The sequence below is a fragment of the Novosphingobium kaempferiae genome (assembly GCF_021227995.1).
In the GTDB taxonomy this organism is placed as follows: Bacteria; Pseudomonadota; Alphaproteobacteria; order Sphingomonadales; family Sphingomonadaceae; genus Novosphingobium; species Novosphingobium kaempferiae.
In genome coordinates this window covers 2,586,446-2,608,014 of sequence record NZ_CP089301.1, presented here as the reverse complement: position 1 = coordinate 2,608,014, position 21,569 = coordinate 2,586,446, and the positions used below count along the sequence as shown (strand labels likewise).

Genomic DNA, 21,569 nt, shown 5'->3' with positions numbered 1-21,569 from the left:
CGGTGCTCCCGTTGCGGGATGCTGTACAGGTGTACAATGTGCGGGAGGTGGAGTGGGTTGTCCATGGGGAAATGGAGCGCCCTGCCGATGGGGCTACTGGACTTCGTCCGGCGGGAAATACCACCCGTGCGTCTCGATCATGATCGACGCCACCGGCTCCCCGCGCGCATTCTTCGAGGGCTTGAAGCGGAACCGTTCGGTGATGAGGCGGCACGTCGTCGCGTCGAGTTCCGGGCGGCCGCTGGAGACCATGATGCGGCAGTCGCTCACCCGGCCGTCGATGCCGATGCGGTAGCGCAGGCGGAGTTCGCCGCCGGTCTTGGCCTCGCGCAAGTCGGGCGGCAGGTCGGAGAAGTGGAGGCGGCCCCGGATCTGCTTCGGTCGGGTGAGGGCATCGCCTTCGCCGTCACCGTCGCCATCACCCCCGCCGCCGTCTCCATCGCCGATGCCGCCCGCGCCCTGTCCGGGTCCGAGGCGGTCGGACGCGCCGCTCTGCGCAGCCGATCCGACATTGGCCCTGGGTGCGGTGATGACGGGAGGCGGCACGATCAGCGGCGGCAGCCGGGGTGGCGGGGCGACGATCTGCGTTGCCTTGTTGCGCAGGTTGGGCGGTGAGGGGCGGCCCTTGGCGGCAGTGGAGTCCGCCCTGGCCGGTATTTCTTTCGGTTTCGGCTTCTCCGGCTCGTCGCGCAGCGGGATGATCGCGGCGAGGGTGTCGCGCCGCTCCTTCGGCGTCATCTGCGCGGCGAGACCCGCGATCATCGCCGCCACTCCGCCCGCCACGATCAGCAGCGAGGCGAGCGCCGACAGCACGCGGTCGCGGGCGGACGTGTACACTCTTCGCGCCTCCTTACGGGGGAGAACCCGATAGGGGCGCGGTTGGTTGCGCTTGGCCCCTCCCTTCGGCCCTGCGCAGGCAGGGGCCCATCCCAAGCTCGCCGCCTCACGGCGAGCAAGGTGTCTGGGTAATAGACCTGATGGGCCCCTGCCTGCGCAGGGCCGACGGGGATGGGGTTCAGGTCTGGGACGGAGCGAAGAACCTTCGGAACCACGCGATGACACGCTCGATCAGCGAGGGCGCAGGCACCGGTTTCGGCGCTACCCCACCGGCCTGCGCCTCGATCCGCGCCTTCAGCTCCTCCGCGAAGCCGCGCGCGAAGCGGGGGAGGACGGGGCCGCCCATCGCCTCCCACATCGGCGCCATCGGGCCGGAACCGCGCACCTGCACCGCCAGCGTGACGTCGGTGCCGCCGTCCGAGGCTTTCGCGCGGTAGGAGCCTGAGCCTTCCACCGGATCACCCTGCAGACGAAAGGCGAAGTCCACTTCCTGCGGTCCGGCCCAGCGCTCGACATGGACGGCGACCCTGACCGTGCGCACCAGCCCGCCGACGCCGATCTTGAGCACCCAGAGCGAGTTGTCGGCATCGGCGATCTCGCAGGACTGGTAGCCGGGCATGATCTCGGCCCAGCGTTCCACGGCGCAGGCATAGTCCCATGTCGCCTCCAGCGGTGCGGCGACGGTGACGGTCTGGCTGGTCTCGATCATCTGCTGTTCCTAGTGCGGGATCACAAACCCCAGTTCGTCATTGCGAGCGCAGCGAAGCAATCCACGGACGGCCCACGCCGCTGGATTGCTTCGCTGCGCTCGCAATGACGAATGGGTAGCTCCAACCATGATATCGTGTTCTACAGCCCCATCCGCTCCGCCTCGCGCGCGAGCAGTTCGCTCGGCCGCCCCGCCGCGTGCTGCGCCGCAAGCCAGCCGTAAGTCATGCCGCGCGCGTTCGAGATGCCCGATTGCATGACCGCCCCGGTCTCCATCCGCGCCTGCGAATTGCCCGCGACGTAGAGGCCGGGGATGGCCTCGTCGTTCCAGTCGAGCGCCTGCCCGTGCATGTCGGTGAGGATGCCGGAGGAGGCGATGGCGGTGCCGCCCATGCGCTCCAGCCGGACGGCATAGAACGGCCCCTTCTCCAGCGGGCCGAGCACCGGGCAGGGCTGGTGGAACGGATCGCCGCACATCCATGTGCTCCACGGATGGGTACCGCGTCCGAACTCGGGATCGACGCCCTTGGCGGCATCGGCGTTGAAGCGGGCGACGGTCGCTTCCAGACCGTCCGCATCGACGCCGATCTTCAGCGCGAGTTCGCGGATCGTGTCGGCCTGCTCGCCCAGTCCCTCGGGCCAGTCGGAGCCGGGCATGATCGAGCCGAACGGGTACTTTTCGCGGACCTGGCTGTCGATCACGGCCCAGCACGGGAAGTTGGGGTGCGTCTGGTTCGATCCGTCGATGTGATCGATGGTGTAGTAGAAGCTGCGGTAGAACGCCTCGTTGCCGAAGCGTTTGCCCGCGCGGTTGACGACGATGGTGTGCGGCTGGCCGATCACCGGCAGCGCGCTGTTCCACAAGGGGCGGCCGTCCTCGCCCTCCATGCCGGGGATTGTGAAGCCGAGCGAGGTGATGTCCGGCACCCGCGCGATCCGCGCGCCGAGCGGCCCGGTGAGGCGGAAGTTCGATCCGTCCACCGTCGCGAAGACCATCGAGCCCAGTTCAAGCTGCTGGCTGAGGGTGCGGTTGTAGTCCTGGTTGCGCTCGTAGCTGGACACGGCGACGAGCACGCCCTTGCGCGCCTTCACGAAGACCTCGCGCCCGTCCTGCACCGCGCGCACGCCGACGACGCGGGTGCCGTCGGCGATGAGTTCCTCCACCCCGGTCCCGGTCATCAGCGTCACCTCGCGATCGAGCGCGCCCTTCACGAAGTAGGCGGCAAGGCCGGGGCCGAGGCAGCGCTCGTCGTCGGTCAGGCGCTGCGCCATGCGGGCGAAGTCCCACTTCACGATGTTGGCAGTGCCGCCCGCCTGGAACATGTCGTGATGCGTCAGGCCATAGGGCATCTGCGGAGAGACGCGCGTCTTCTCCCGCCATTCGCCCAGTTGCTGCGCGGGGAAGGGCACCACTTCCAGCATCCGCCCCTCGGCGACGGAATCGTTGCTGTGGCCGTAGTAGTAGTCCGGGCAGTCGCGGATCACTTCCATGCGAAGGCCGATGCGGTCCTCGAAATACCGCAGCGCCGCGCGCGCATGGACGACCTTGTTGAGCACCGCGAGGTCGGAGCCGTAGCCCATCGACAGGCGCTGGAGATAGCGGAACCCGCTTTCGGCGCTGTCCTCTATGCCGAGGTCGGCGGCGTGGTGGTTGCCCGCCACCCAGACCTCGCCCATTGACAGGGCAGTGACGCCGCCGACCTGATCGGCCTTTTCCAGCACGACCGCCTCCAGCCCCTGCTCGCGCGCGGTGATCGCGGCGGAAAGACCGGCTATTCCGGAGCCGACCGCAATAAAATCCGTCTCGATATCCCAATGCGCAGGCACGTTGTCGAGCATGGTTCTGTCCTCTTCCCGATGGGCGTCCGTCGGTCTGCGCCGGGAATCGCCTCGTTACGGAATGTGTAATTAGGCACCTTGACCGTTTCAACAATTATCAGGATTCGTGGCATTGAAATGCGCGCCTGCGATGTAAAGCGTATTTTAAGCACCCGATAAGTTTCAATCGTCTCCCAAGGGGGCATCACCCCCGGAACGGCGCTTTTTTCTGCGCCATCTGCGGCAGGACGTGCGCAATGTTGCGGAACCATGGACGAAAGCGAAAGTTATTACGGTCAGACAACCCAATCTGGAGATCGACCCATGACCCTCCTTCTTATCCTTCTGGTCGGTGGCATCATCGGCTGGCTCGCTTCCATCCTGATGCGCACCGACGCCCAGCAGGGTATCTTCCTCAACATCGTCGTCGGCGTGGTCGGCGCGGTGATCGCCGGCTTCATCGTCACCCCGCTCATCGGCGGTGCGCCGATCACCAGCGGTTCGTTCGACATCCTGTCGCTGTTCGCCTCGTTCCTCGGCGCGGTGATCCTGCTGGCGATCGTCAACCTCTTCCGTCGCGGTTCGGTTCGTTAAGAGCCGCGCGGCCGGGGTCCGGCAACGGGCCCTCGGGGGGAGGTCGGCGCAGCCTCCCCTTCGCTTGATCCAAAAAGCGCCACGACAACCATAAACAGGGAAAAGGATTTCTCGCCATGAAAGCCATCATGATCGCCGCAAGTGCTGCCGCTCTGGGTCTTGCCGCTTGCAGCAGCCCGCAGCAGGAAGCGACCGAGCAGGCCGCGGATGCTGTCGAGGCGCAGTCCGACGCGGCGGCCGATGCTATCGACGCCCAGGCCGACGCCACCACTGGCGCTGCCGAGGACGCGCTCGAAAAGAAGGCGGATGCGGTCGAGAAGGCAGGCGAGGCCAAGGCCGATGCGCTTGACGAAGCGGCCAAGAAGCAGAACTGATACGACCATCGAACGGCCGGATGACACGGCCGGCGAGGTTGGATCGCCGACGCCTGCTTCCACCCCTTGCAGGGCGGGCGGCGACCACGGGAGAGGATGGCGGCAACCCCGCCATCCTTTTTCGCATGAGAAATCGAAAACCGCGCCAATGCGCGCTTGAATTTGTGAGCCTTACGTCAGACATAGGCCGCGACCTCTCTATGCCCCGGTCCTCGCCGGGGGTGCAGCCCAGCTTCGATAACCTTAAAAGGACATGACCATGACCATTGCCCTGATGCCGCTGCCCTACGCGCAGGACGCGCTCGAACCCCACATCTCGAGCAAGACGCTGGAAATCCACCACGGCGCCCACCACAAGACCTACGTCGACAAGCTGAACGCCGCCATCGCCGGCACCGAGAACGAGGGCAAGTCGGTCGAGGATATCGCGAAGTCGGCTTCGGGCCCGCTGTTCAACAACTCGGCCCAGACCTGGAACCACGGCTTCTACTGGCACTCGCTGTCGCCGGAAAAGACCGCGCCGAGCGAAAGCCTCGCCGCTGCCATCACCGCCGACTTCGGTTCGCTCGACGCGCTGCTCGAAGCGCTCTCGAACGAGGCGATCAACCACTTCTCGAACGGCTGGGCCTGGCTCGTCGTCGACGGTGGCAAGCTCAAGGTGATCTCGACCCACGACGCCGACAGCGCGCTCGTCAAGGACGTCGTGCCGCTGCTCACCGTCGATGTGTGGGAGCACGCCTACTACATCGACCAGATGAACAAGCGCCCGGCCTACGTGAAGGCGGTCCTGGAGAACATCCTCAACTGGAAGTTCGCCTCGGACAACTTCGACCGCGGCACTGCCTGGACCTATCCGGCGTAAGCCAGGTCTCAGCTGAGGCTACGAAGCCCCCGTTTCCGGCAAGGGAAGCGGGGGTTTTGTTTTGCCCGCTGCATTGTGCCGATACCCGTTCGGCATACCATGCTTGCCCCATCAACCTCCCCCTGCGACAACCCGTGCCGCAACAAGGGGGGATCATTTCCGTGAATCGCGCGTGGATCACGCTGGGGCTGGTGGTGGGCGGAACCATCGTCGGCCTGATGGGCACCGACCTGGTGCTGCCTGCCGTGCCCCGGCTGCCCGAGGCGCTGGGCGGGGAGCCCGCGCATGCGCAGCTCGTGCTCGCGGCCTATGTCGGCGGATCGTGCATCGGGCTGCTCGGCTTCGGGGCGCTGGGCGACAAGGTGGCGACCTCGCGGCTGGTGATCGGTTCGCTTCTGGCGACGGCGCTGCTGTCGCTCGCCTGCTCGCTGGTGACGAGCATCGGCGTGCTGATCGCCCTGCGCGCGGTGCAGGGGCTCGTCGCAGCGGGGCCTGCGGTCTTCGCGCCGGGCATCGTCAAGGCCATGTTCGACGAGACGCGCGCGGTGCGGGCCATCGGCGTGCTCGGCAGCATCGAGGCGCTGGCACCCGCGCTGGCCCCAATCGCGGGCGCGGGGCTGCTCGCGCTCGGCGGGTGGGAGCTGAACTTCGAGGTCATGGCGGCCGTCGCCGCCACGGTCGCGACATTGCTGGCGCTGACCGGCGGGCTGCCGCAGGTGAGCCGACGCGGGCGCGGCAGCTTCGCGGCGCTGGCACGCGACCCCGTCTTCCTGCGCTATGCGCTGAGCCAGGCGGCGGTGCTGGGCGGGCTGCTGGTCTTCGTGTTCGGGATGCCGACCGTCTTCGTGCGCGTCCACGGCGGCACGCTGGGCGACTTCATGATGATGCAGGTCTGCGGCGTCGCGACCTTCATCGTCGCCGCCAATTCCTCATCCATGCTCAATGCGAGGCTCGGAGCGGAGCGGGTGATCGCGCTCGGCACATGGATGGCGCTCGCGGCGGCGGCGGGGCAGTTCGCCTATGCGCTGGCGGGGGGGCGGTCGGCGCTGGTCATCACCGCGCTGTTCGTGCCGCTCAATACCGGCCTCGGCCTGCGCGGTCCCGCCGGGTTCTTCCGCGCGATCCTCGCGAGCCACGGCGACGATGCGCGCGGCAGCGCGCTCGTCATCCTGTTCATCCTCGCGGCGGCGGCGCTCGGCACAGGCGCGGTATCACCGTGGATCGAGCAGGGCACCGTGCCGCTGGCGGCGGGCGCGCTGGCGTTCGAGGTGATCGCGGTGCTGTGCCTGACGCTGCTGCCGCCGCTGCGCGAAGAACTCAGCCCGCCTTCCGCGCCTTGATATCCAGCGCGTCGTCCACATCGCCGTCCAGCATCCGCGCCAGATCGGCGCGGGCACGGGCGACGCGGCTCTTCATGGTGCCGATGGGGCAGCCCGCGATCTCCGCCGCTTCCTCATAGCTGAAGCCGGAGGCGCCGACGAGCAACACCGCCTCGCGCCGCTCGGGCGCCAGCTTCTGCAAGGCGGATTCCATGTCGCCGAGGTGGAGCGGGCCTTCCTGGTCCGCATCCATCACCAGCATCTTTTCGAGGACGCCTTCGTCCACGTCGGTCTGGCGCTTGGAGCGGCGCAGTTCGGACAGGTAGTGATTGCGCAGGATCGCGAAGGTCCAGGCGCGCATGTTGGTGCCCGCCTGATAGCGTTCGCGCGCGGTCCACGCCTTGATGGCGGCTTCCTGCACGAGATCGTCGGCGAAGTCGGCGCGACCGGACAGGCCGCGGGCAAATGCGCGAAGGTGGGGGAGGACGGTGAGGAGTTCCTTGCGGAAACCTTCGTCGGCGGAGCTCGGCGCGATCCGGTCAGGCATCGCCGTCGTCGTCCAGCTTCTTCAGGAGATCCTTGAAGCTGTCCGGCAGCGGTTCTTCCACCACGGAGTTGTAGAGCTTCCTCAGCCCTCCGGCCCAGCCGGGTTCGCCATCCTTCCGGATTTCAGGCGGCAGGCCCGGCGTCTGCTTGCCGGGTTCACCACGTCCATTGGGCTGACTCAACACGAACTCCCTTTCACCACTGCACACTTGCGGCGAGACCGGGGTACGGTCAAGCACGGAGCGCGGCCGTTTCGAACGGTGTGTCCACCGGTGGCACAAAAGCCACTGACGAGCTGCGCTGCACGGGCATTGTCCGGTCTGCAAGCCGAGCGGACATCGTTTGGTCATGGAACAATCGGCGCTGTCCAAGGTTCCCCTGACCGTAAAGTACTGGCATAGCTGATGCCTTGTGGTCATTAATGCCCACAACTTGGAAAATCTGGAGTTGCAGGATCTTGTTGGGTGATTGACCAGGCGCTGCTCGACCGGGTGCAGAAGCAGGCGTGGTTCCACAAGTATCCGCGCGGCTGGCCGTTCCTGCTGTTCATCATCGCAAGCATGACCACCGCCGTCTCGGTGATGGCCATCGAGCGCGCGGACAAGCAGACGCGCGCGGTCGAACTGTCGCGCAACCTGACCGAGATTTCCTCCGCCCTCCAGCGCCGCGCGACCGAGAATATCGCGCTGCTGCGCGCTGGCAGCGCGCTGTTCGCCACGCAGGACTCCGTCTCCGCAGAGCAGTTCGCCGAATTCTCGCGCGATCTGCAGGGTGACGGCACGCTCTACGGCTCGCTCGGCATGGGCTGGGCGCCGCTGATCCCGGTGGACCAGCTCGGCCAGTTCGAACTCGCGACGCAGGAAGCCGGACGAATGGACTTCACCGTCAATCCGCGCCCCGCAGTCGACCAGAAATACGTCGTCCCGGTCTTCTACCTTGAGCCGCAGAACGCGCCCAACCAGCGTGCCATGGCGTTCGACATGTATTCCGAGCCGGTGCGCCGCGCGGCCATGCAGAAGGCGATGGCGGCACGGCGTCCGGTCGCGACCGGCGTGGTCCATCTGGCGCAGGACGGCGTGGTCCTGCCAGGCGTCGGCCAGCAGCCTGCGGCTTTCCTGATCTACATGCCCGTCACCGTCGAGCGCGGTGGGCGGCGCTGGGTCAAGGGCTTCGTCTACAGCCCGTTCCGCGCGCAGACGTTCCTCACTTCGGCGAGCGAACTCTACCGCAACGACAGCATCGACATCGCCATCTACGACGATCACGTCGCGCCCGAGACGCTGCTGGCCGAGCAGCGCGGGATGGACGGGCCGGGCGGTCCGACCATCCAGCGCCGCATCGACGTCGCCGGGCAGGCGTGGATCGTCGAGATCGGCGACCGCAAGGCCAACGCGCTTTCGCCGCTCTCGCGCCTGACGCTGTTCTTCGGTGCGCTCGCCTCGCTGATGGTCATGGCGATCGGCCGGCTTATCACCAAGCGCGCGGCGGAGGACCGCGTGGTCCTCGAATGGCTGACCAGCCAGGCCTCGATCCGCAACTCGCTGACGCGCGAACTCAACCACCGCGTCAAGAACACGCTCGCCAACGTGCTCTCTATCGCCGCGTTGACCCGCCGCCGCTCGCGCGGGATCGACGACTTCACCGAGAGCCTGACAGCCCGCATCCGCGCGCTGTCGGCCACGCACGATCTGCTTTCGCAGTCGGACTGGGGCCACGCGGCGCTGGGCGACATCGTGCGTTCCGAACTCGCGCCCTACATGGAAGGCAATGAGAGCCACGTCGTCATGGCCGGTCCCGCGATCAAGCTCGCGCCGAACGACGCGATGTCGCTCGGCCTCGCGATCCATGAACTTGCGACCAACGCGGCCAAGTACGGCGCACTCAGCACCATTGAGGGGCGCATCCACGTCCAGTGGTCGCTGATTTCGCCCGACCTCGCCGAGATACACTGGCGCGAGGAGGGCGGTCCGCCGGTGACCGAGCCGACCAAGCGCGGCTTCGGGCGCGATCTCATCGAGAAGATCGTCGCGCACGAACTGAAGTCCGAAGTGGACCTGCGTTTCGAGCCGGGCGGCGTCGAATGCCGCCTCAAGGTGCCCGTGCGCGCCTCGCGCGAGTTCGTGCTGCGGAACGAGCGGCGTTAGCTCGCGAGCTTTCGATCCCAGAAATATGGTGCCAAAAACACCGAAATTGCTATTGCAGGCTTCCTGAATCTGTCGATTTGATATTCTATCCGTGATCGTTCGTTTCAGCGCGTATTGTACGTACTGTATGAAAGGTGATGGATGGAGTATTCTTTATTTCCTACGCCGCGAAAAGCGTGCGAGACACATTTCGAAACCCACAAGAACAACTGCAGCGGTTTCGTGTTGGCCGTTGCGCAGGAAATCGGCGTCTTCCTTCCGTCGACGAATCTGTTCGATCAGCAGCAGCGCGGCACCGCCGATGTTCTGACGATGTGGATAGAGCAATGGCTGCCCTCGCCGGGCTCGCCGTTCCTTCCGATCCCGGCGGGGCCTTACGCTGCCAAACTGGCCATGGAATATGCGGATCGAGGCGATTTCGTCATCGTGGGTGCGACGCACGAAATGATAAACAAGTACAAGGAGAAGGGGAAGCAGACGAGCCACGGGCACGTCGCGGTGGTCACTCCGGGCTCGGGCAAGAACGGCTTTCCCCGTGGATACTGGGGGCAGTATGGAAAGGACAAGGACGGCAATCCTCTGTCGGGCAAGAAGGATGAGAGCCTCTCGCTTTCCTTCAACAAGGGTTTGCGGAACGATCTCCTTTATTTCGCCGTGATGCGGGGCAAGACCGAAACGAAGTCGCGTCTCGGTTTCTAGGTGCGCGCACCCCTGATATGCGGAGGCCTTCCGTTATGGATTACTTAAGCCGCACCGAAGTATTCACGCTCCGATTCTAACGGAGGGACCGCGATGGATGCGCGTAACTGGAGCCGTCATATCGTCGAGAAGGAAGTGGCCTGCGCGGTCGACGGGGTGAGGGGACTGGTGTTCCTGTATGACCTGTCGATGGGCGGCTGCATGTTCGAGATGACGGACCTGCGTGATGTCGGCGGTCGTCAGGTGGCCGTCGAACTCTATGAATACGAGACCACGCGCGGCGAAGTGGTGTGGCAGATGGACCGCTGTGTCGGCGTGCGCTTCGACACGCCGATCCATGACGCGGTGGTACGCCACCTCGGCTTCGTGCCGCCGGTGGTGCCGTTCGAGGAACAGGCCCCGCGCGACCGCTTCGGCCGCGTGCTGCCGCCGCTCGACGGCGGGGACCGCAAGGGGCTCTGAGCGGGCGATATACTTTTAAATCGTCATTGCGAGCGCAGCGAAGCAATCCAGCGGCCCAATCCACCATAGGGGCCGACCATGGATTGCTTCGCTGCGCTCGCAATGACGAAGTAAGGGGGTGCCGATATCGCAGTGCTTCGATTGCCCGTCATCCCTCGGCAGGAACGACGGGCTTTTCATGTCAGTCGTGGCTGGTCGAATTGAAGAACAGCGCCTGGCTGATCGTCGCGCGCACGGTGGTTTCCTGGAACGGCTTGGTGACGAGGTAGGTCGGCTCGGGTCGCTCGCCGGTCAGCAGGCGCTCCGGGTAGGCGGTGATGAAGATCACCGGCACGTCGCCGAACTTGAGCAGGTCTTCCACCGCGTCGATGCCCGAGCTGCCGTCGGCGAGCTGGATGTCGGCAAGGACGAGGCCCGCCGGGTTCTTCTCGAACATCTCGACCGCCTGCTTGTGAGTGGCGGCGGTACCGACGACGGTGTGGCCGAGGTCGGTCACCAGACCTTCGAGCTGCATCGAGATCAGCGGTTCGTCCTCGATGATGAGCACGCGCGTGGCGCTCTCGCCCTCGATCTCGGCGATGGCCTGGGCGACGAGCACGTCGACTTCCTCAACCTCCAGACCGAGGATGGTCGCGGTTTCCTCTCGCGTGAATTCCTCGACGGTGGTCAGCAGCAGGGCCTGCCGGTGCGTCGGCGCGACGACCGAGAGGCGTTCCTGCGCGGCCTGTTCGCGCACGCCGCCCTCGACGTCGGTCACCGGCTCCTCGACATGGCCGGTCGACCAGATGCGGGTGAAGGCCTCATAGAGAGCGGCGCGGCTGCGGGCGATGGCGTCGCGCAGGTCGCGGTCGGCCAGCGCGGCCTCCAGCGTCGCGCGGACATAGGCGTCGCCCGAATGCTGCGAGCCGGTAAGGGCGCGCGCGTAACGGCGCAGGTAAGGCAGCTGGATCGCGATCTGATCAGAGACGGACATTCAAGTTCCTCAGGCCTGTAGGGGAAGTCGGCTTCCCGATTGTTGTACGTCAGCGGGCGCCCATTGCGCCGCGAGGCCGGTGTCGTTTGTCTGACTCCGCACGGCGTATAGGGCAACCGGAAAATTTTTTGCGGTAAGGCGCTTTTTGGGGAACCAACCAGCAGGCACTACGTTCCCTCAATATCACCACTGGCTCCCCCACCCCCCCCCGCAAACCGGTGGTGATCCGATCCCGGAGGCCCTCGCCCACCAACAGGTGGACGGGGGCCTCAATTTTTTCCGGGCTCGATTGTTCCGGCGGGATTTCGAAAAATCGTGCAGGAACGTCGGTTCATCGCCGATTTTGCAGCTTTTTCAGGAAAATGCCGGATCCCGGGAACCAATTTCGTCGCATCGCCGTTAGCTATCCGACTGGTTTTCCAAGGAGGGTAAACGCAATGTCGACTGTTGTCGAAGCAGGCGTCGAAGGGGTCCAGCCCGTTGAGAAGGTCGCGCTGAGCGACCGCGATTTCCGCCGCGCACTCGCAGAGGTAGCGCCGCACCTGCGTGCATTCGCCCGCGGCCTGTGCGGCTGCCGCGACCGTGCCGACGATCTGGCGCAGGAAGCCATGCTGCGCGCGTGGGCGGCGCGTGACCGCTATGCCGCCGGCACCAATTTCAAGGCGTGGACCTTCACGATCCTGCGCAATCACTTCTATTCCGAGGCTCGCCGCGCCCGCTTCCATGGCGAGTACGACGAACTCGCCGCCGAGCGCATCCTGCGCGCCGAGGCGAGCCAGGAAAGCGCCATCGAACTGGCCGACGTGCTGCGCGCGCTGACCGCCATTCCCGAGACCTACCGCGAGGCGCTGGTGCTCGTCGCCGCTGGCAATCTCTCCTACGAAGAGATCGCCGACATTTGCGGCATCGCGCTCGGCACCGTGAAGAGCCGCATCTGCCGCGCCCGCGCGATGCTCTCGAAGATCATCGAATCCGGCCAGCTTCCGGACTTCCGCCACAACTTCGTGCTCACCGGCGAGGCGATCGACGCCTTCTTCGGCGAGCTCGTGAAGATCGCCAACGTCGATGCTGCCCAGGGCTACCTCGGCGCTCGCGCGGCTGCCTGAACGGGAATAGCGTCCTTGGGTGCGACAGTATCCAGCGCCGGAAAGATTCTCATCGTCGAGGACGAGTTTCTGGTCGCGTTGCAGCTTGAGGACATTCTGGCCGACGGCGGACACGCCGTCGTCGGTACGGTTCCGGACATGGCGTCGCTGGGAAGCCTCGGCGACGTGCCGGACGTGGCGCTCGTCGATCTCAACCTTCGTGACGGGCTGACCGGCCCCGCCATCGCCCGCGACCTGTCGGGGCGGTACGGCGCGCGGGTCATCTACGTCACCGCCAACCCCGGACAGATCGACACGCCAGCACCCACGGCTGTCGGCGTCGTCCAGAAACCCTTTACGCGCCAGGCGATTCTTGCCGCGATTTCCTACGCCCTCGCCGGATGCCCCGACAGCGCCCGGCCGATGGAACTGGAGCCGCTGCGGGCAGGCTGACGCATCACGAGTCGGAGAGGGGCCAAGAAGAGCCCGGGCCTTATGAAAACGACAACAGGGCCTGAGAAGAAGGCGGGAGGATGAACCAGTTTATCCTGCAATGCCTGCAATACTATGGCGCCGCCGCGGGTACCGTGGCGGCGCTTATCGTATCGCTCGACCTCGGCCGCAAGTGGACCGGTTGGGGCTTCGTGGTGTTCGTGACGAGTTCGGTGGCGCTGGTGGCCTGGGGGTTTCTCGACACCGAGGCCAAGGGGATCGGGCTGCAGAACGTGGCGCTCTTCGCGATCAACTGCGTCGGGGTGTGGCGCTATCTGCTGCGGCGGCGTCCTGAACCATAGTTCGTCATTGCGAGCGCAGCGAAGCAATCCAAGTCGGCCCACGCGGCAGGATTGCTTCGCTGCGCTCGCAATGACGATCCGGGTTGCAAAAAAAGCTAAGGGCGCGGCGGCCTTCGCCACCGCGCCCCCGCAGCTGCGGCGCCGGTCCTAGAGGGTGATCAGACCGCGCCGACCGCGTGCTCACCGGCTTCGTGTTCCTTGATCGGCTTGCCCGTCAGCAGCTTGAACGCACCCTTGAGGCCCATGTCGGAGGTCCAGACCTCGGCATCGGCGATGTCGAAGCGCAGCATCACCACCGAGGCATCGGTCTTGCCGTTCGGAAACCATGCCTCGACGGCGTTGTTCCAGTGCTTGTCGCGGATCGCGGTGTCGGTCTCCTCCACCAGCGTGCCGTCGATGCAGGCGAATACTTCGTGCCCGCGCGTCATGACCTGACCCATCGCCCTGCCGCCGCCGCCGATGCGGTTGTCGCGCTTGGTGAAGAACCAGATGGCGTGATGCGCGTCCTTGTCGAGCTGCGCCGTCATCGGCTCGGCGTGCGCGGAGCCACCCTGCAGGCTCATCATGATGAAGGGGCTGGCCTGGAACGCCTTCCAGAAGGTTTCGCGAATATCCTTGTCCACGGCTCGTCTCCTTGATGGTGTTTGCAAGGTCAACGCGCCGCCGGGGCAGGGCGTTCCCCTGCGTTCGCCGCAGAGAAACGCCCGTTCAACGCCCTTACTCGCGAGCGTCGCCGGGCAGTTCGTTCTCGGCGTTCTGGAGTTCCTTGGGCTTGCGCGCCTCGAAGATCTCGGCGAGTTCCTTCTCGGTCCTGGCCGAAAGGTTCTCGGCCGCTTCGGGGAACATCTCCTCCTCTTCCTCGTCGATGTGGTGGAGGTAGCGGTGGCGCATTTCCTTGAACTTCGTCAGCCACGCGGACGAGCTCATGTCGATCTCCACCAGTTCGCCGAGGAAGTCGTCGATCTCCTTGTGCTCGGACACCGAATGGCGGGCCTCGTCGCGCAGTTCGGGGCGGCGCAGCATCGTCGCGTAGAGCGATTCCTCCTCGGCGGCGGCGTGGGCCTGCAGTTCCTTGCGCAGCGCCTCGAACAGCGTTTCGCGCTCTTCGCTCGCGCCCTTCGTCTCGCCGAGCTGCTCCAGCAGCTTGCGGTGCTTGTCGTGATCGGCCTTGAGGTCTTCGAAGATCTTGGCGTCTGCCATGGTCGAACTCCTGTGATGGGTTGTTTGCAGGAGAAACGGCGACGGGCGCGGCTGGTTTCCGGCAATGCACGACAACCTTGCCGCCCCCTCGCGCGTTTACCGGGAAACAGAGCCAGCCCGAGAGCCGCAAGATGCTGATGACGCGCCAGAAACTCCCCGTCCTGAAATTCGCCGACGACAGCGTTCCGGGCCTCACCCGAAAGAGCGTGCGCGGCAACAAGTGGGCCTATTTCGACCATGACGGCAAGCGCATCACCGACCGGGACGAGATCGACCGGCTGAACCGGATCGCGTTGCCGCCTGCCTATGTCGACTGCTGGTTCTCGCCCGACGCCGATGTGCACCTGCTCGCCACCGGGTACGATGCGCGGGGGAGGAAGCAGTACCGTTATCACCCCGACTGGCGACAGTCGCGCGAGGCGATGAAGTTCGACCGCTGCGCCCTGTTCGGAGAAGCGCTGCCCGCGTTGCGCGCGCGGGTGGACGCGGATATCCGGTCCCGCAGGCTGACGCGCGAGCGGGCCATCGCCTCGGTCGTGGCGCTGCTCGATACCGGGGCGATCCGGGTGGGGAACGAGTGCTACGCGAAGGCCAACAAGAGCTTCGGCGCCACCACGCTGCGCAACCGCCACGCGAAGATAGAGCGCGGCACGCTGATGCTGCGGTTCAAGGGCAAGTCGGGCAAGCTGCAGCAGATCGCCTGCGACGATCCCGGCCTCGTGCGGTGCGTGCGGAAGATGCAGGATCTGCCCGGCCAGCACCTGTTCCAGTATCTCGACGAGGACGGCGGCGCGCTTCCAGTGCACAGCCACGACGTCAACGAATACCTCGCGGACACGATGGGAGAGGGCTTCACCGCCAAGCACTTCCGCACCTGGGCAGCGAGCACCATGGCCTTCACCATGCTGTTCGAGAACCCCGGCCTGTCGCTGCGCGCGATGCTGGACGAGGTGTCGCAGTGCCTCGGCAACACGCCCGCCATCGCGCGCAAGTCCTACGTGCATCCGGACGTGATCGCCGCCGCCAAGGAGGAGGAGGGGGCGAAGACGGTGCCGGTCAGCCTGCCGCGCAAGGGCAAGTGGATGAGCCGCGAGGAGCGGGGCTTGCTGGCGTTTCTAACGTGAGGCTGAGCTTGTCGAAGCCCCCGCGTCCATACGCCTAATCCCGCCGATATGCCCCCAGCGTCGCGATCAGCACCAGCACTCCGACCAGCCCCGCGCCCGAGGACGCGAGGCCAAGGTCCGCATTGCCGGTCGCGTCCACCGCCCAGCCGAACAGCGGCGGGCCGAACGCCGCGCCGAGGCTGAACAGGCCGAGCACCAGTCCATACGTCGCGCCGTAGTTTTCCAGCGCGGCGTAGCGGCTGGTGAAGTAGGCGAGCATGTCCACCTCGGCCCCGGCGGCGAGGCCGAGCAGCAGCGCGGCGGGGATCGCGGGGCCGTGGAGCCACAGGATCAGGCAGGCGATCACCGGGGAGGTCAGGAACAGCACCGCGACGCGCGGGGCGTGGAAGCGGTCGAACAGCCAGCCGACGACGAGCCGGGCGACGATCACCGCCATGCCGACCAGCGCGGCCATGCGCGCGGCCTGTGCGGGCGGCACGCCCCGGTCGATCAGCATCGGCACGAGGTGGACGATCAGCGCCGCGACGATCACGCCGAGCAGGAAGCCGATCACCGCGATCTTGACCGTCGCAGCGGTGATCTCGATCCGTCCGCGCGACTTTGCCGTGGTGGCGGGAGCAGTGACGGGCTCGCCGCGCCCGGTGAGCAGGCTCACGGGGATGCCGACCACTGCCACCACCGCTGCCATCGCCATCAGTCCCGCGCGCCAGCCCTCAGCGGCGATGAACGGACCAAGCAGGGCGGGCGCCAGCATCGCCGCCGCGCCGGTCCCCATCAGCATCAGGCCAAGCGCCAGTCCGCGCCCGCAATCGAACCGCAGCGAGACCACGCGCGCCCAGATCGCCGGGGTCGTCCCGCAGCCCGCCAGCGAGACGAGCAGCCACAACCCGTACCACGCGGTCAGCGAAGGTCCGGTCTGCGCCAGCGCGAGGAACGCCAGCGGCGTCGCGACGTAGCTGGCGATGGCGATGCGCCGGTTGCCGAAGCGGTCCGCCAGCAGGCCGACGATGGGCGCGCTCAGGAAGATGCCCAGCTGCTGAAACGTCGCCGCGCCCGAGACCTGCGCGCGGGTCCAGCCGAACTCCGCCTGCAGCGGCGTCACGAACAGGCTCAGCGAATAGAAGCCCACGCCCATCATGCCGACCCCGATGGCAAGGGCGGCGGCAAGGACGGTAGGCCAGCCGGCGGCCAGCTCGGTTTTCGCGGATGCGGAATCGGATGGGGTCATCCTCGCAGGCTGGCACGGCGGCGGCGAGGATGCACTTGCGTCGTGCGCGCGCAATCGCAGGGCGGACAGTGGGGGAGGGCGAACCACTCCCACTCAAAACTCCGTCGCCCCTGCGCAGGCAGGGGACCATCAGGTCCATCGCCACGGCACCTGCTCACCGGCAGGCGGCCAGCTCGGGATGGGCCCCTGTCTGCGCAGGGGCGACGGAAGGAGGGCCCGCCCCTCCCTCGTCATTGCGAGCGCAGCGAAGCAATCCAGCGGCACGCACAGGGTCGGATTGCTTCGCTACGCTCGCAATGACGAGGTGTGATGCGGCTCCTCATTACGCAGCTGTTCCCTCTCGCCGCGCGGTGTTCTAAAGCCCCGTCCATGACCCAGGCACCCATTCTCGTCGTCACCACCGGCGGCACCATCGACAAGCAGTATTTCGACGCGCTGAGCGAGTACCAGATCGTCGAGAGCGTCATCGGCAAGCTGCTGGCCACCGCGCGCGTGGCGCATCCGTTCCGCATCGTCGAACTGCTGCGCAAGGACAGCCTCGACTTCACCGACGAGGATCGCGCGCTGATCGCCGCGACCATCGCGGGCGCGCCGGAGAGCCATGTCGTCATCACCCACGGCACCGACACGATGACCGAAACCGCCGCCGTGCTGGCGACCGTGCCGGGGATCGAGGGCAAGAGCGTGGTGATGTGCGGCGCCATGCAGCCCGCGCGCTTCGCCGAGACGGACGCGCCATTCAACCTCGGCATGGCGTTCGGCTGCGTGCAGGCGGCCGGGCCGGGCATCTGGATCACGATGAGCGGCACGGTGTTCGACGCGCTCAAGGTCCGCAAGGACCGCGATGCGGGGAAGTTCGTAGCCCGTTAACCACTGCAATCGTTGCGAATGGCTGCGGCTAGGGGCTGGTCCCTAGTCTCGGCTTCGCAGGTCGATAACCGCCCCCCTGTACCTTTCGTCAGGTACGGGAGCCGGTCCGCGGCTGCCGGCGCATCCTCTGGAGGCCGGGCCGCAAGAGCGCCGCCGTCTTCCGTCAGGCAGGACAGGCGATGCTGGCGACGTCCACGACGAGCGATATCCACGGCCCGCTGGTCCATGCGCCGATCCCCGCGCTGATCGTCGACCGGGCGGGTGTCGTCTCGTGGGGCAACGCCGCCGCCGCCACCCTGCTGGCCGAGCCCGATGCCGAGGCGCTGCGTCTCGGCCTGCTCTTCGTGTGGTTCTGCGAGGACGACGCGGAGATGCTGCGGCAGATGTTCGACGTCTTCTTCAACGTGCCGATGGAGACGCGCGGGTCGTGGACGCGCCAGATGGTGCTGAACGGCGTGGACGGATCGCGCCCGACCGTCTCGTTCACGCTTGCCCCCATCGCCGGGGAGGACGGCGAGCGCGCCGTCGTCTATCTGCGCAATCTCACGCGGGAGATCACGGCGGAGCGGCGCTTCACGCAGATGTTCGAAAGCCTGCCGCTGGGCGTGGTGGTGGTGGACGGCAAGGGCCGCATCGCGCAGGCCAATACGATGCTCTCCAACCAGTTCGGCTGGAAGGTGGAGCAGATGATCGGCCAGCCCCTCTCCATGCTGCTGCCCGAGCGCTACCGGGAAAAGCACGGCGGGCAGATCGCCGGGTTCGCCGCCGCGCCAAGCTCGCGCGTGATGGGCATGGACCGCGACCTGACGGGCCTGCACCGCCACGGGCGCGAGTTTCCGGTCGAGGTGGCGCTGACCCGGTTCGAAAGCACTGCGCAGCCGCTCTACATGGGCATCGTCAGCGACATCTCGCACCGCAAGCGGGCAGAGCGCGCGCTTCAGCAGACCAATGCGCAGCTTGAGGAGTTCACCTATGTCGCCAGCCACGACCTGCGTTCTCCGCTCAGGGGCATAAGCGATCTGGTGTCGTGGATCCGCGAGGATCTGGATGGCACCGAACTGCCCGAGGACGTGGTCCACAACTTCGATCGCATCAGCCAGCGCATCGCCCGGTGCGAGCAGATGATCGACGACCTGCTCAGCTACGCCCGCGCCGGGGTGCGCGACACCCAGATGCAGCGCATCGACCCGCACGAACTGGTGGAGGAGGCGCTGGAACTGACCGCCATCCCCGAGGGGTTCGAGGTCGACGTGGACGTGCAGGGCGGGGACATCGTGGCGCCGCGCGCGCCGCTCTCCACCTCGCTGCGCAACATGCTGTCAAACGCGGTCAAGCACCACGGCGGCACGCAGGGGCGCATCCGCATCGCCATGCGCGAGGAAGGGCGCTTCTCGGTCTTCACGGTGGAGGACGACGGGCAGGGCATTCCGCCTGGCAACGAGGATCGCATCTTCAAGCTGTTCCACCGCGCCTCGCCCAACACGGCGGGCGACGGGGTCGGCCTCGCCTTCACGCGGCGCATGATAAACGCGCACGGCGGCATGGTCACCGTGCAGGGCCGGGGTCCGCTTGGCGGCGCGAAGTTCGAGGTCCACTGGCCGCGCATCCTGCTGCGGGAGAACGACGATGATGGTTGATCTCGTGACTGCCCCGCGCTCGGGCGGGAGTTCCGACGTGCCGCTTTCCGACGTGACCGTGCTGCTGGTCGATGACGACGACGTCGCGCGCGAAGGCGTGCTGCGCTCCTTCCGCAAGCACAGCGTCCCCTGTCGCACGGTGACGGCGGGCGACGGGGCGGAGGCGCTCGATATCCTCGGCGGCACGCATCCCGACAAGGCGATCGACACGCCGGTGATAGTGCTGCTCGACCTCAACATGCCGGGGATGGACGGCTTCCAGTTCCTCGACGCCCTGCGCGCCGACCCGGACCTGCGGCGCACGGTGGTCTTCGTGCTGTCCACCAGCGCGCGCGACCAGGACCGCAGCCGCGCCTACGACGGGCACGTCGCGGGCTACATGGTCAAGTCCGCGGTCGGCCCGCAGTTCGCCCGCCTCGCCGACTTCATCGGCAAGTACGCCCGCACCCAGGAACTGCCCTGAGCGCGGTTTTCACAAGAGCAAGGATCGTCTTCCCCCCATGGACAATCTGCACAACGGCACCCAGGACATCCACGCGCTGATCGTCGACGATGACGACGTGGATCGCGAGAAGCTGCTCCGCCTCCTGCGCCGCGTTCCGCGCAACATCACGGTGGAGCAGGCTTCCTCGCAGGCCGAGGCGCTGGGCATGATCCGCCGTCCGGACGCGCATTTCGACATCGTGTTCCTCGACTTCGGACTCAAGGACGGCGACGGGCGCGAGCTGCTGCCCGAGATCCGCGCCGAGATCGACCCCGACATTCCCGTCATCGCCGTCACCGGCGACAGCGGCGAGCAGGTCGCGGCGGACTCGATCAAGTCGGGCATGACCGAGTTCCTCAACAAGCGCTCGCTTTCTCCGGAGCGCGTCGCCGCCTCGGTCGAAGAGGGCATGGCCTGGCGCAAGTATCGGCAGGAACTGCGCAAGGCGGAGGAGGAGCTGACCCATCGCGGCCTCCACGATCCGCTGACCGACCTGCCCAACCGCACGCTCTTTGCCGACCGTCTCTCGCAGGCCTGCGCACGGGCGCGGCGTAGCGGTGATCCGTTCGGGGTGGTGATGATCGACCTCGACCGGTTCAAGGAGATCAACGACAGCCTCGGCCACGCGGCGGGCGACGCGGTGCTCGTCACCCTCGGCCGCCGGATGCGCGAGCACTTGCGCGAGGTGGACACTATCGCGCGCCTCGGCGGCGACGAGTTCGCCGTGCTGCTCCAGAACGTCGATGGCGACGGTTCGGCGCTGGCGGTGGCGGCCAAGCTGACCGAGCTGATCGAGCAGCCCATCGTCCACGACGGGCGCTTGCTCTACGTCGGCGCGTCGATGGGCGTCGCGCTGTGCCCGCAGCTCGGCTACTCGCCCGAGGCTTTGCTGGAGGCCGCCGACGAGGCAATGTACGAGGCCAAGCGCGGCATCGACAAGGCCGTCATCGCGCGGGGCGAGGAACGCCGCCCGCCGCGCATGGGCGAGCGCACGCTGCTCCACGACATCGAGGACGCCATGGGCGCGCGCGCCTTCAACTGGCACTGGCAGCCCAAGGTGGACATGCGTTCGGGCCGCGTGCTCGGCTTCGAGGCGCTGGTGCGCTGGACCCATCCGGACACCGGGCCGGTCCCTGCCGATGCGCTGATCGAGACGGTCGAACAGTCGCACCTGCTGGAAGACTTCACCTACCTCAGCCTCGACACCGTGCTGGGGCAGTACGCGCGGCTGGAGAAGGGCCTCGATGGCGCGGGCATCGCCATCAACGTCTCGGCACGGATGCTGGAGCGGCCGGGCTTCGTCGCCCATGTGGTCGAGGCGATCCGCAGGCACGACGTCGATCCCGCCCGCGTGGTGCTGGAACTGACCGAGACCGCGCTGATCGCCCACCCCTCGCAGGCCAAGCGGGTGATCGAGCAGTTGCAGGACCACGGCATATCGCTGTCCATCGACGATTTCGGCGCGGGCTTCACCTCGTTCGGCTACTTGCGCGAATTCGCGGTGAGCGAGATCAAGATCGACCGTTCCTACATCGCGCGCTTCACCGAGAACCGCTTCGACCAGTCGCTGGTGACGTCGCTGGTGGTGCTGTGCGACAGCCTCGGCATCCCGCTGGTGGCCGAGGGCGTGGAGGACAATGAGACGCAGGCGATGCTCGTCGCGATGGGCTGCACCTGCGGGCAGGGCTACGGCATCTGCCGCCCGATGCCCTACGAGGACGTGCGCGGCTGGGTCGACGGCTGGAATGCCAGCCACGATATCGGCCACAACGGACACCGGCGGGTGCGCGCATCCCGGCGGGCGTGAGGGG

The 21,569-nt window shown here is 66.7% G+C and carries 24 protein-coding genes; 15 read left to right on the top strand and 9 right to left on the bottom strand.

The window, feature by feature from the left end; genetic code table 11:
- Positions 1–93: 93 nt before the first annotated feature.
- The 3 genes from LO787_RS11805 to LO787_RS11795 all read right to left on the bottom strand — a co-directional run bounded on the left by LO787_RS11805 (position 94) and on the right by LO787_RS11795 (position 3,384).
- A complete protein-coding gene (locus LO787_RS11805; RefSeq protein ID WP_232496022.1) occupies positions 94–837 on the bottom strand; it encodes an energy transducer TonB in 744 nt (247 codons plus the stop codon).
- Positions 838–1,015: 178 nt separating this feature from the next.
- Positions 1,016–1,546 carry an SRPBCC family protein gene (locus tag LO787_RS11800; protein ID WP_232496021.1) on the bottom strand — a complete coding sequence of 177 codons (531 nt, stop codon included), beginning with the start codon at positions 1,544–1,546 and terminating at the stop codon, positions 1,016–1,018.
- Positions 1,547–1,686: 140 nt separating this feature from the next.
- Positions 1,687–3,384 carry an FAD-dependent oxidoreductase gene (locus tag LO787_RS11795; RefSeq protein ID WP_232496020.1) on the bottom strand — a complete coding sequence of 566 codons (1,698 nt, stop codon included), beginning with the start codon at positions 3,382–3,384 and terminating at the stop codon, positions 1,687–1,689.
- 303 nt (positions 3,385–3,687) lie between these two features.
- Between LO787_RS11795 and LO787_RS11790 the strand changes: the two genes are divergently transcribed.
- From LO787_RS11790 to LO787_RS11775, 4 genes are all read left to right on the top strand, one after another.
- Positions 3,688–3,957 (top strand): GlsB/YeaQ/YmgE family stress response membrane protein, encoded by a 270-nt coding sequence (locus tag LO787_RS11790; protein ID WP_232496019.1) that lies wholly within the window; start codon positions 3,688–3,690, stop codon positions 3,955–3,957.
- Positions 3,958–4,073: 116 nt separating this feature from the next.
- On the top strand, positions 4,074–4,331 hold the full coding sequence (locus LO787_RS11785) for a hypothetical protein (protein WP_232496018.1): 258 nt from the start codon (positions 4,074–4,076) through the stop codon (positions 4,329–4,331).
- Between the two features lie 259 nt (positions 4,332–4,590).
- Positions 4,591–5,193 (top strand): superoxide dismutase, encoded by a 603-nt coding sequence (locus LO787_RS11780; RefSeq protein ID WP_232496017.1) that lies wholly within the window; start codon positions 4,591–4,593, stop codon positions 5,191–5,193.
- Between the two features lie 161 nt (positions 5,194–5,354).
- Positions 5,355–6,533 (top strand): MFS transporter, encoded by a 1,179-nt coding sequence (locus tag LO787_RS11775; RefSeq protein WP_232496016.1) that lies wholly within the window; start codon positions 5,355–5,357, stop codon positions 6,531–6,533.
- On the opposite strand, the gene LO787_RS11770 is transcribed toward LO787_RS11775, so the two are convergent.
- Both LO787_RS11770 and LO787_RS11765 read right to left on the bottom strand, forming a co-directional pair.
- Positions 6,511–7,059: a sigma-70 family RNA polymerase sigma factor gene (locus LO787_RS11770; protein ID WP_232496015.1), complete on the bottom strand. Its 549-nt coding sequence runs from the start codon at positions 7,057–7,059 to the stop codon at positions 6,511–6,513. The two genes, LO787_RS11775 and LO787_RS11770, sit on opposite strands and share 23 nt — an antisense overlap.
- Complete coding sequence (locus LO787_RS11765) at positions 7,052–7,240, bottom strand: NepR family anti-sigma factor (RefSeq protein ID WP_420847801.1); 189 nt, start codon at positions 7,238–7,240, stop codon at positions 7,052–7,054. Before LO787_RS11765 ends, LO787_RS11770 begins: the two co-directional genes overlap by 8 nt.
- Before the next feature lie 282 nt (positions 7,241–7,522).
- Here LO787_RS11765 and LO787_RS11760 point away from each other — a divergent pair, with 282 nt between their 5' ends.
- The 3 genes from LO787_RS11760 to LO787_RS11750 all read left to right on the top strand — a co-directional run bounded on the left by LO787_RS11760 (position 7,523) and on the right by LO787_RS11750 (position 10,363).
- Entirely contained in the window at positions 7,523–9,202 is a 1,680-nt protein-coding gene (locus LO787_RS11760) for a CHASE domain-containing protein (protein ID WP_232496013.1), read from the top strand.
- A gap of 225 nt (positions 9,203–9,427) precedes the next feature.
- Positions 9,428–9,901, top strand: a complete 474-nt coding sequence (locus LO787_RS11755) for a hypothetical protein (RefSeq protein WP_232496012.1) — start codon at positions 9,428–9,430, stop codon at positions 9,899–9,901.
- A 93-nt stretch (positions 9,902–9,994) separates the two neighbouring features.
- On the top strand, positions 9,995–10,363 hold the full coding sequence (locus tag LO787_RS11750) for a PilZ domain-containing protein (protein ID WP_232496011.1): 369 nt from the start codon (positions 9,995–9,997) through the stop codon (positions 10,361–10,363).
- Between the two features lie 181 nt (positions 10,364–10,544).
- Here the strand turns inward: LO787_RS11750 and LO787_RS11745 are convergent, their stop codons facing one another.
- Complete coding sequence (locus LO787_RS11745; protein ID WP_232496010.1) at positions 10,545–11,336, bottom strand: response regulator; 792 nt, start codon at positions 11,334–11,336, stop codon at positions 10,545–10,547.
- A 437-nt stretch (positions 11,337–11,773) separates the two neighbouring features.
- Between LO787_RS11745 and LO787_RS11740 the strand changes: the two genes are divergently transcribed.
- From LO787_RS11740 to LO787_RS11730, 3 genes are all read left to right on the top strand, one after another.
- On the top strand, positions 11,774–12,442 hold the full coding sequence (locus LO787_RS11740) for a sigma-70 family RNA polymerase sigma factor (protein WP_232496009.1): 669 nt from the start codon (positions 11,774–11,776) through the stop codon (positions 12,440–12,442).
- A 15-nt stretch (positions 12,443–12,457) separates the two neighbouring features.
- Positions 12,458–12,874, top strand: a complete 417-nt coding sequence (locus LO787_RS11735) for a response regulator (RefSeq protein ID WP_232496008.1) — start codon at positions 12,458–12,460, stop codon at positions 12,872–12,874.
- A gap of 80 nt (positions 12,875–12,954) precedes the next feature.
- Positions 12,955–13,215: a hypothetical protein gene (locus LO787_RS11730; RefSeq protein WP_232496007.1), complete on the top strand. Its 261-nt coding sequence runs from the start codon at positions 12,955–12,957 to the stop codon at positions 13,213–13,215.
- A 158-nt stretch (positions 13,216–13,373) separates the two neighbouring features.
- Here the strand turns inward: LO787_RS11730 and LO787_RS11725 are convergent, their stop codons facing one another.
- Together LO787_RS11725 and LO787_RS11720 are read right to left on the bottom strand one after the other, a co-directional pair.
- On the bottom strand, positions 13,374–13,838 hold the full coding sequence (locus LO787_RS11725) for a pyridoxamine 5'-phosphate oxidase family protein (RefSeq protein WP_232496006.1): 465 nt from the start codon (positions 13,836–13,838) through the stop codon (positions 13,374–13,376).
- 94 nt (positions 13,839–13,932) lie between these two features.
- Positions 13,933–14,415 carry a hemerythrin domain-containing protein gene (locus LO787_RS11720; protein ID WP_232496005.1) on the bottom strand — a complete coding sequence of 161 codons (483 nt, stop codon included), beginning with the start codon at positions 14,413–14,415 and terminating at the stop codon, positions 13,933–13,935.
- A gap of 131 nt (positions 14,416–14,546) precedes the next feature.
- On the opposite strand from LO787_RS11720, the gene LO787_RS11715 reads away from it, so the two are divergent.
- Positions 14,547–15,539, top strand: coding sequence for a DNA topoisomerase IB (locus LO787_RS11715; RefSeq protein ID WP_232496004.1), 993 nt, complete (start codon positions 14,547–14,549; stop codon positions 15,537–15,539).
- A 34-nt stretch (positions 15,540–15,573) separates the two neighbouring features.
- Here LO787_RS11715 and LO787_RS11710 read toward each other — a convergent pair whose 3' ends face one another.
- Entirely contained in the window at positions 15,574–16,767 is a 1,194-nt protein-coding gene (locus LO787_RS11710) for an MFS transporter (protein ID WP_232496003.1), read from the bottom strand.
- A 369-nt stretch (positions 16,768–17,136) separates the two neighbouring features.
- Between LO787_RS11710 and LO787_RS11705 the strand changes: the two genes are divergently transcribed.
- The 4 genes from LO787_RS11705 to LO787_RS11690 all read left to right on the top strand — a co-directional run bounded on the left by LO787_RS11705 (position 17,137) and on the right by LO787_RS11690 (position 21,565).
- Entirely contained in the window at positions 17,137–17,637 is a 501-nt protein-coding gene (locus tag LO787_RS11705) for an asparaginase domain-containing protein (protein WP_232496002.1), read from the top strand.
- 179 nt (positions 17,638–17,816) lie between these two features.
- Complete coding sequence (locus tag LO787_RS11700; protein ID WP_232496001.1) at positions 17,817–19,274, top strand: sensor histidine kinase; 1,458 nt, start codon at positions 17,817–17,819, stop codon at positions 19,272–19,274.
- Complete coding sequence (locus LO787_RS11695; protein ID WP_232496000.1) at positions 19,264–19,737, top strand: response regulator; 474 nt, start codon at positions 19,264–19,266, stop codon at positions 19,735–19,737. The genes LO787_RS11700 and LO787_RS11695 overlap by 11 nt, the downstream gene beginning before the upstream one ends.
- Positions 19,738–19,774: 37 nt before the next feature.
- Positions 19,775–21,565, top strand: coding sequence for a putative bifunctional diguanylate cyclase/phosphodiesterase (locus tag LO787_RS11690; RefSeq protein WP_232495999.1), 1,791 nt, complete (start codon positions 19,775–19,777; stop codon positions 21,563–21,565).
- The last annotated feature ends 4 nt before the right edge of the window (positions 21,566–21,569 follow it).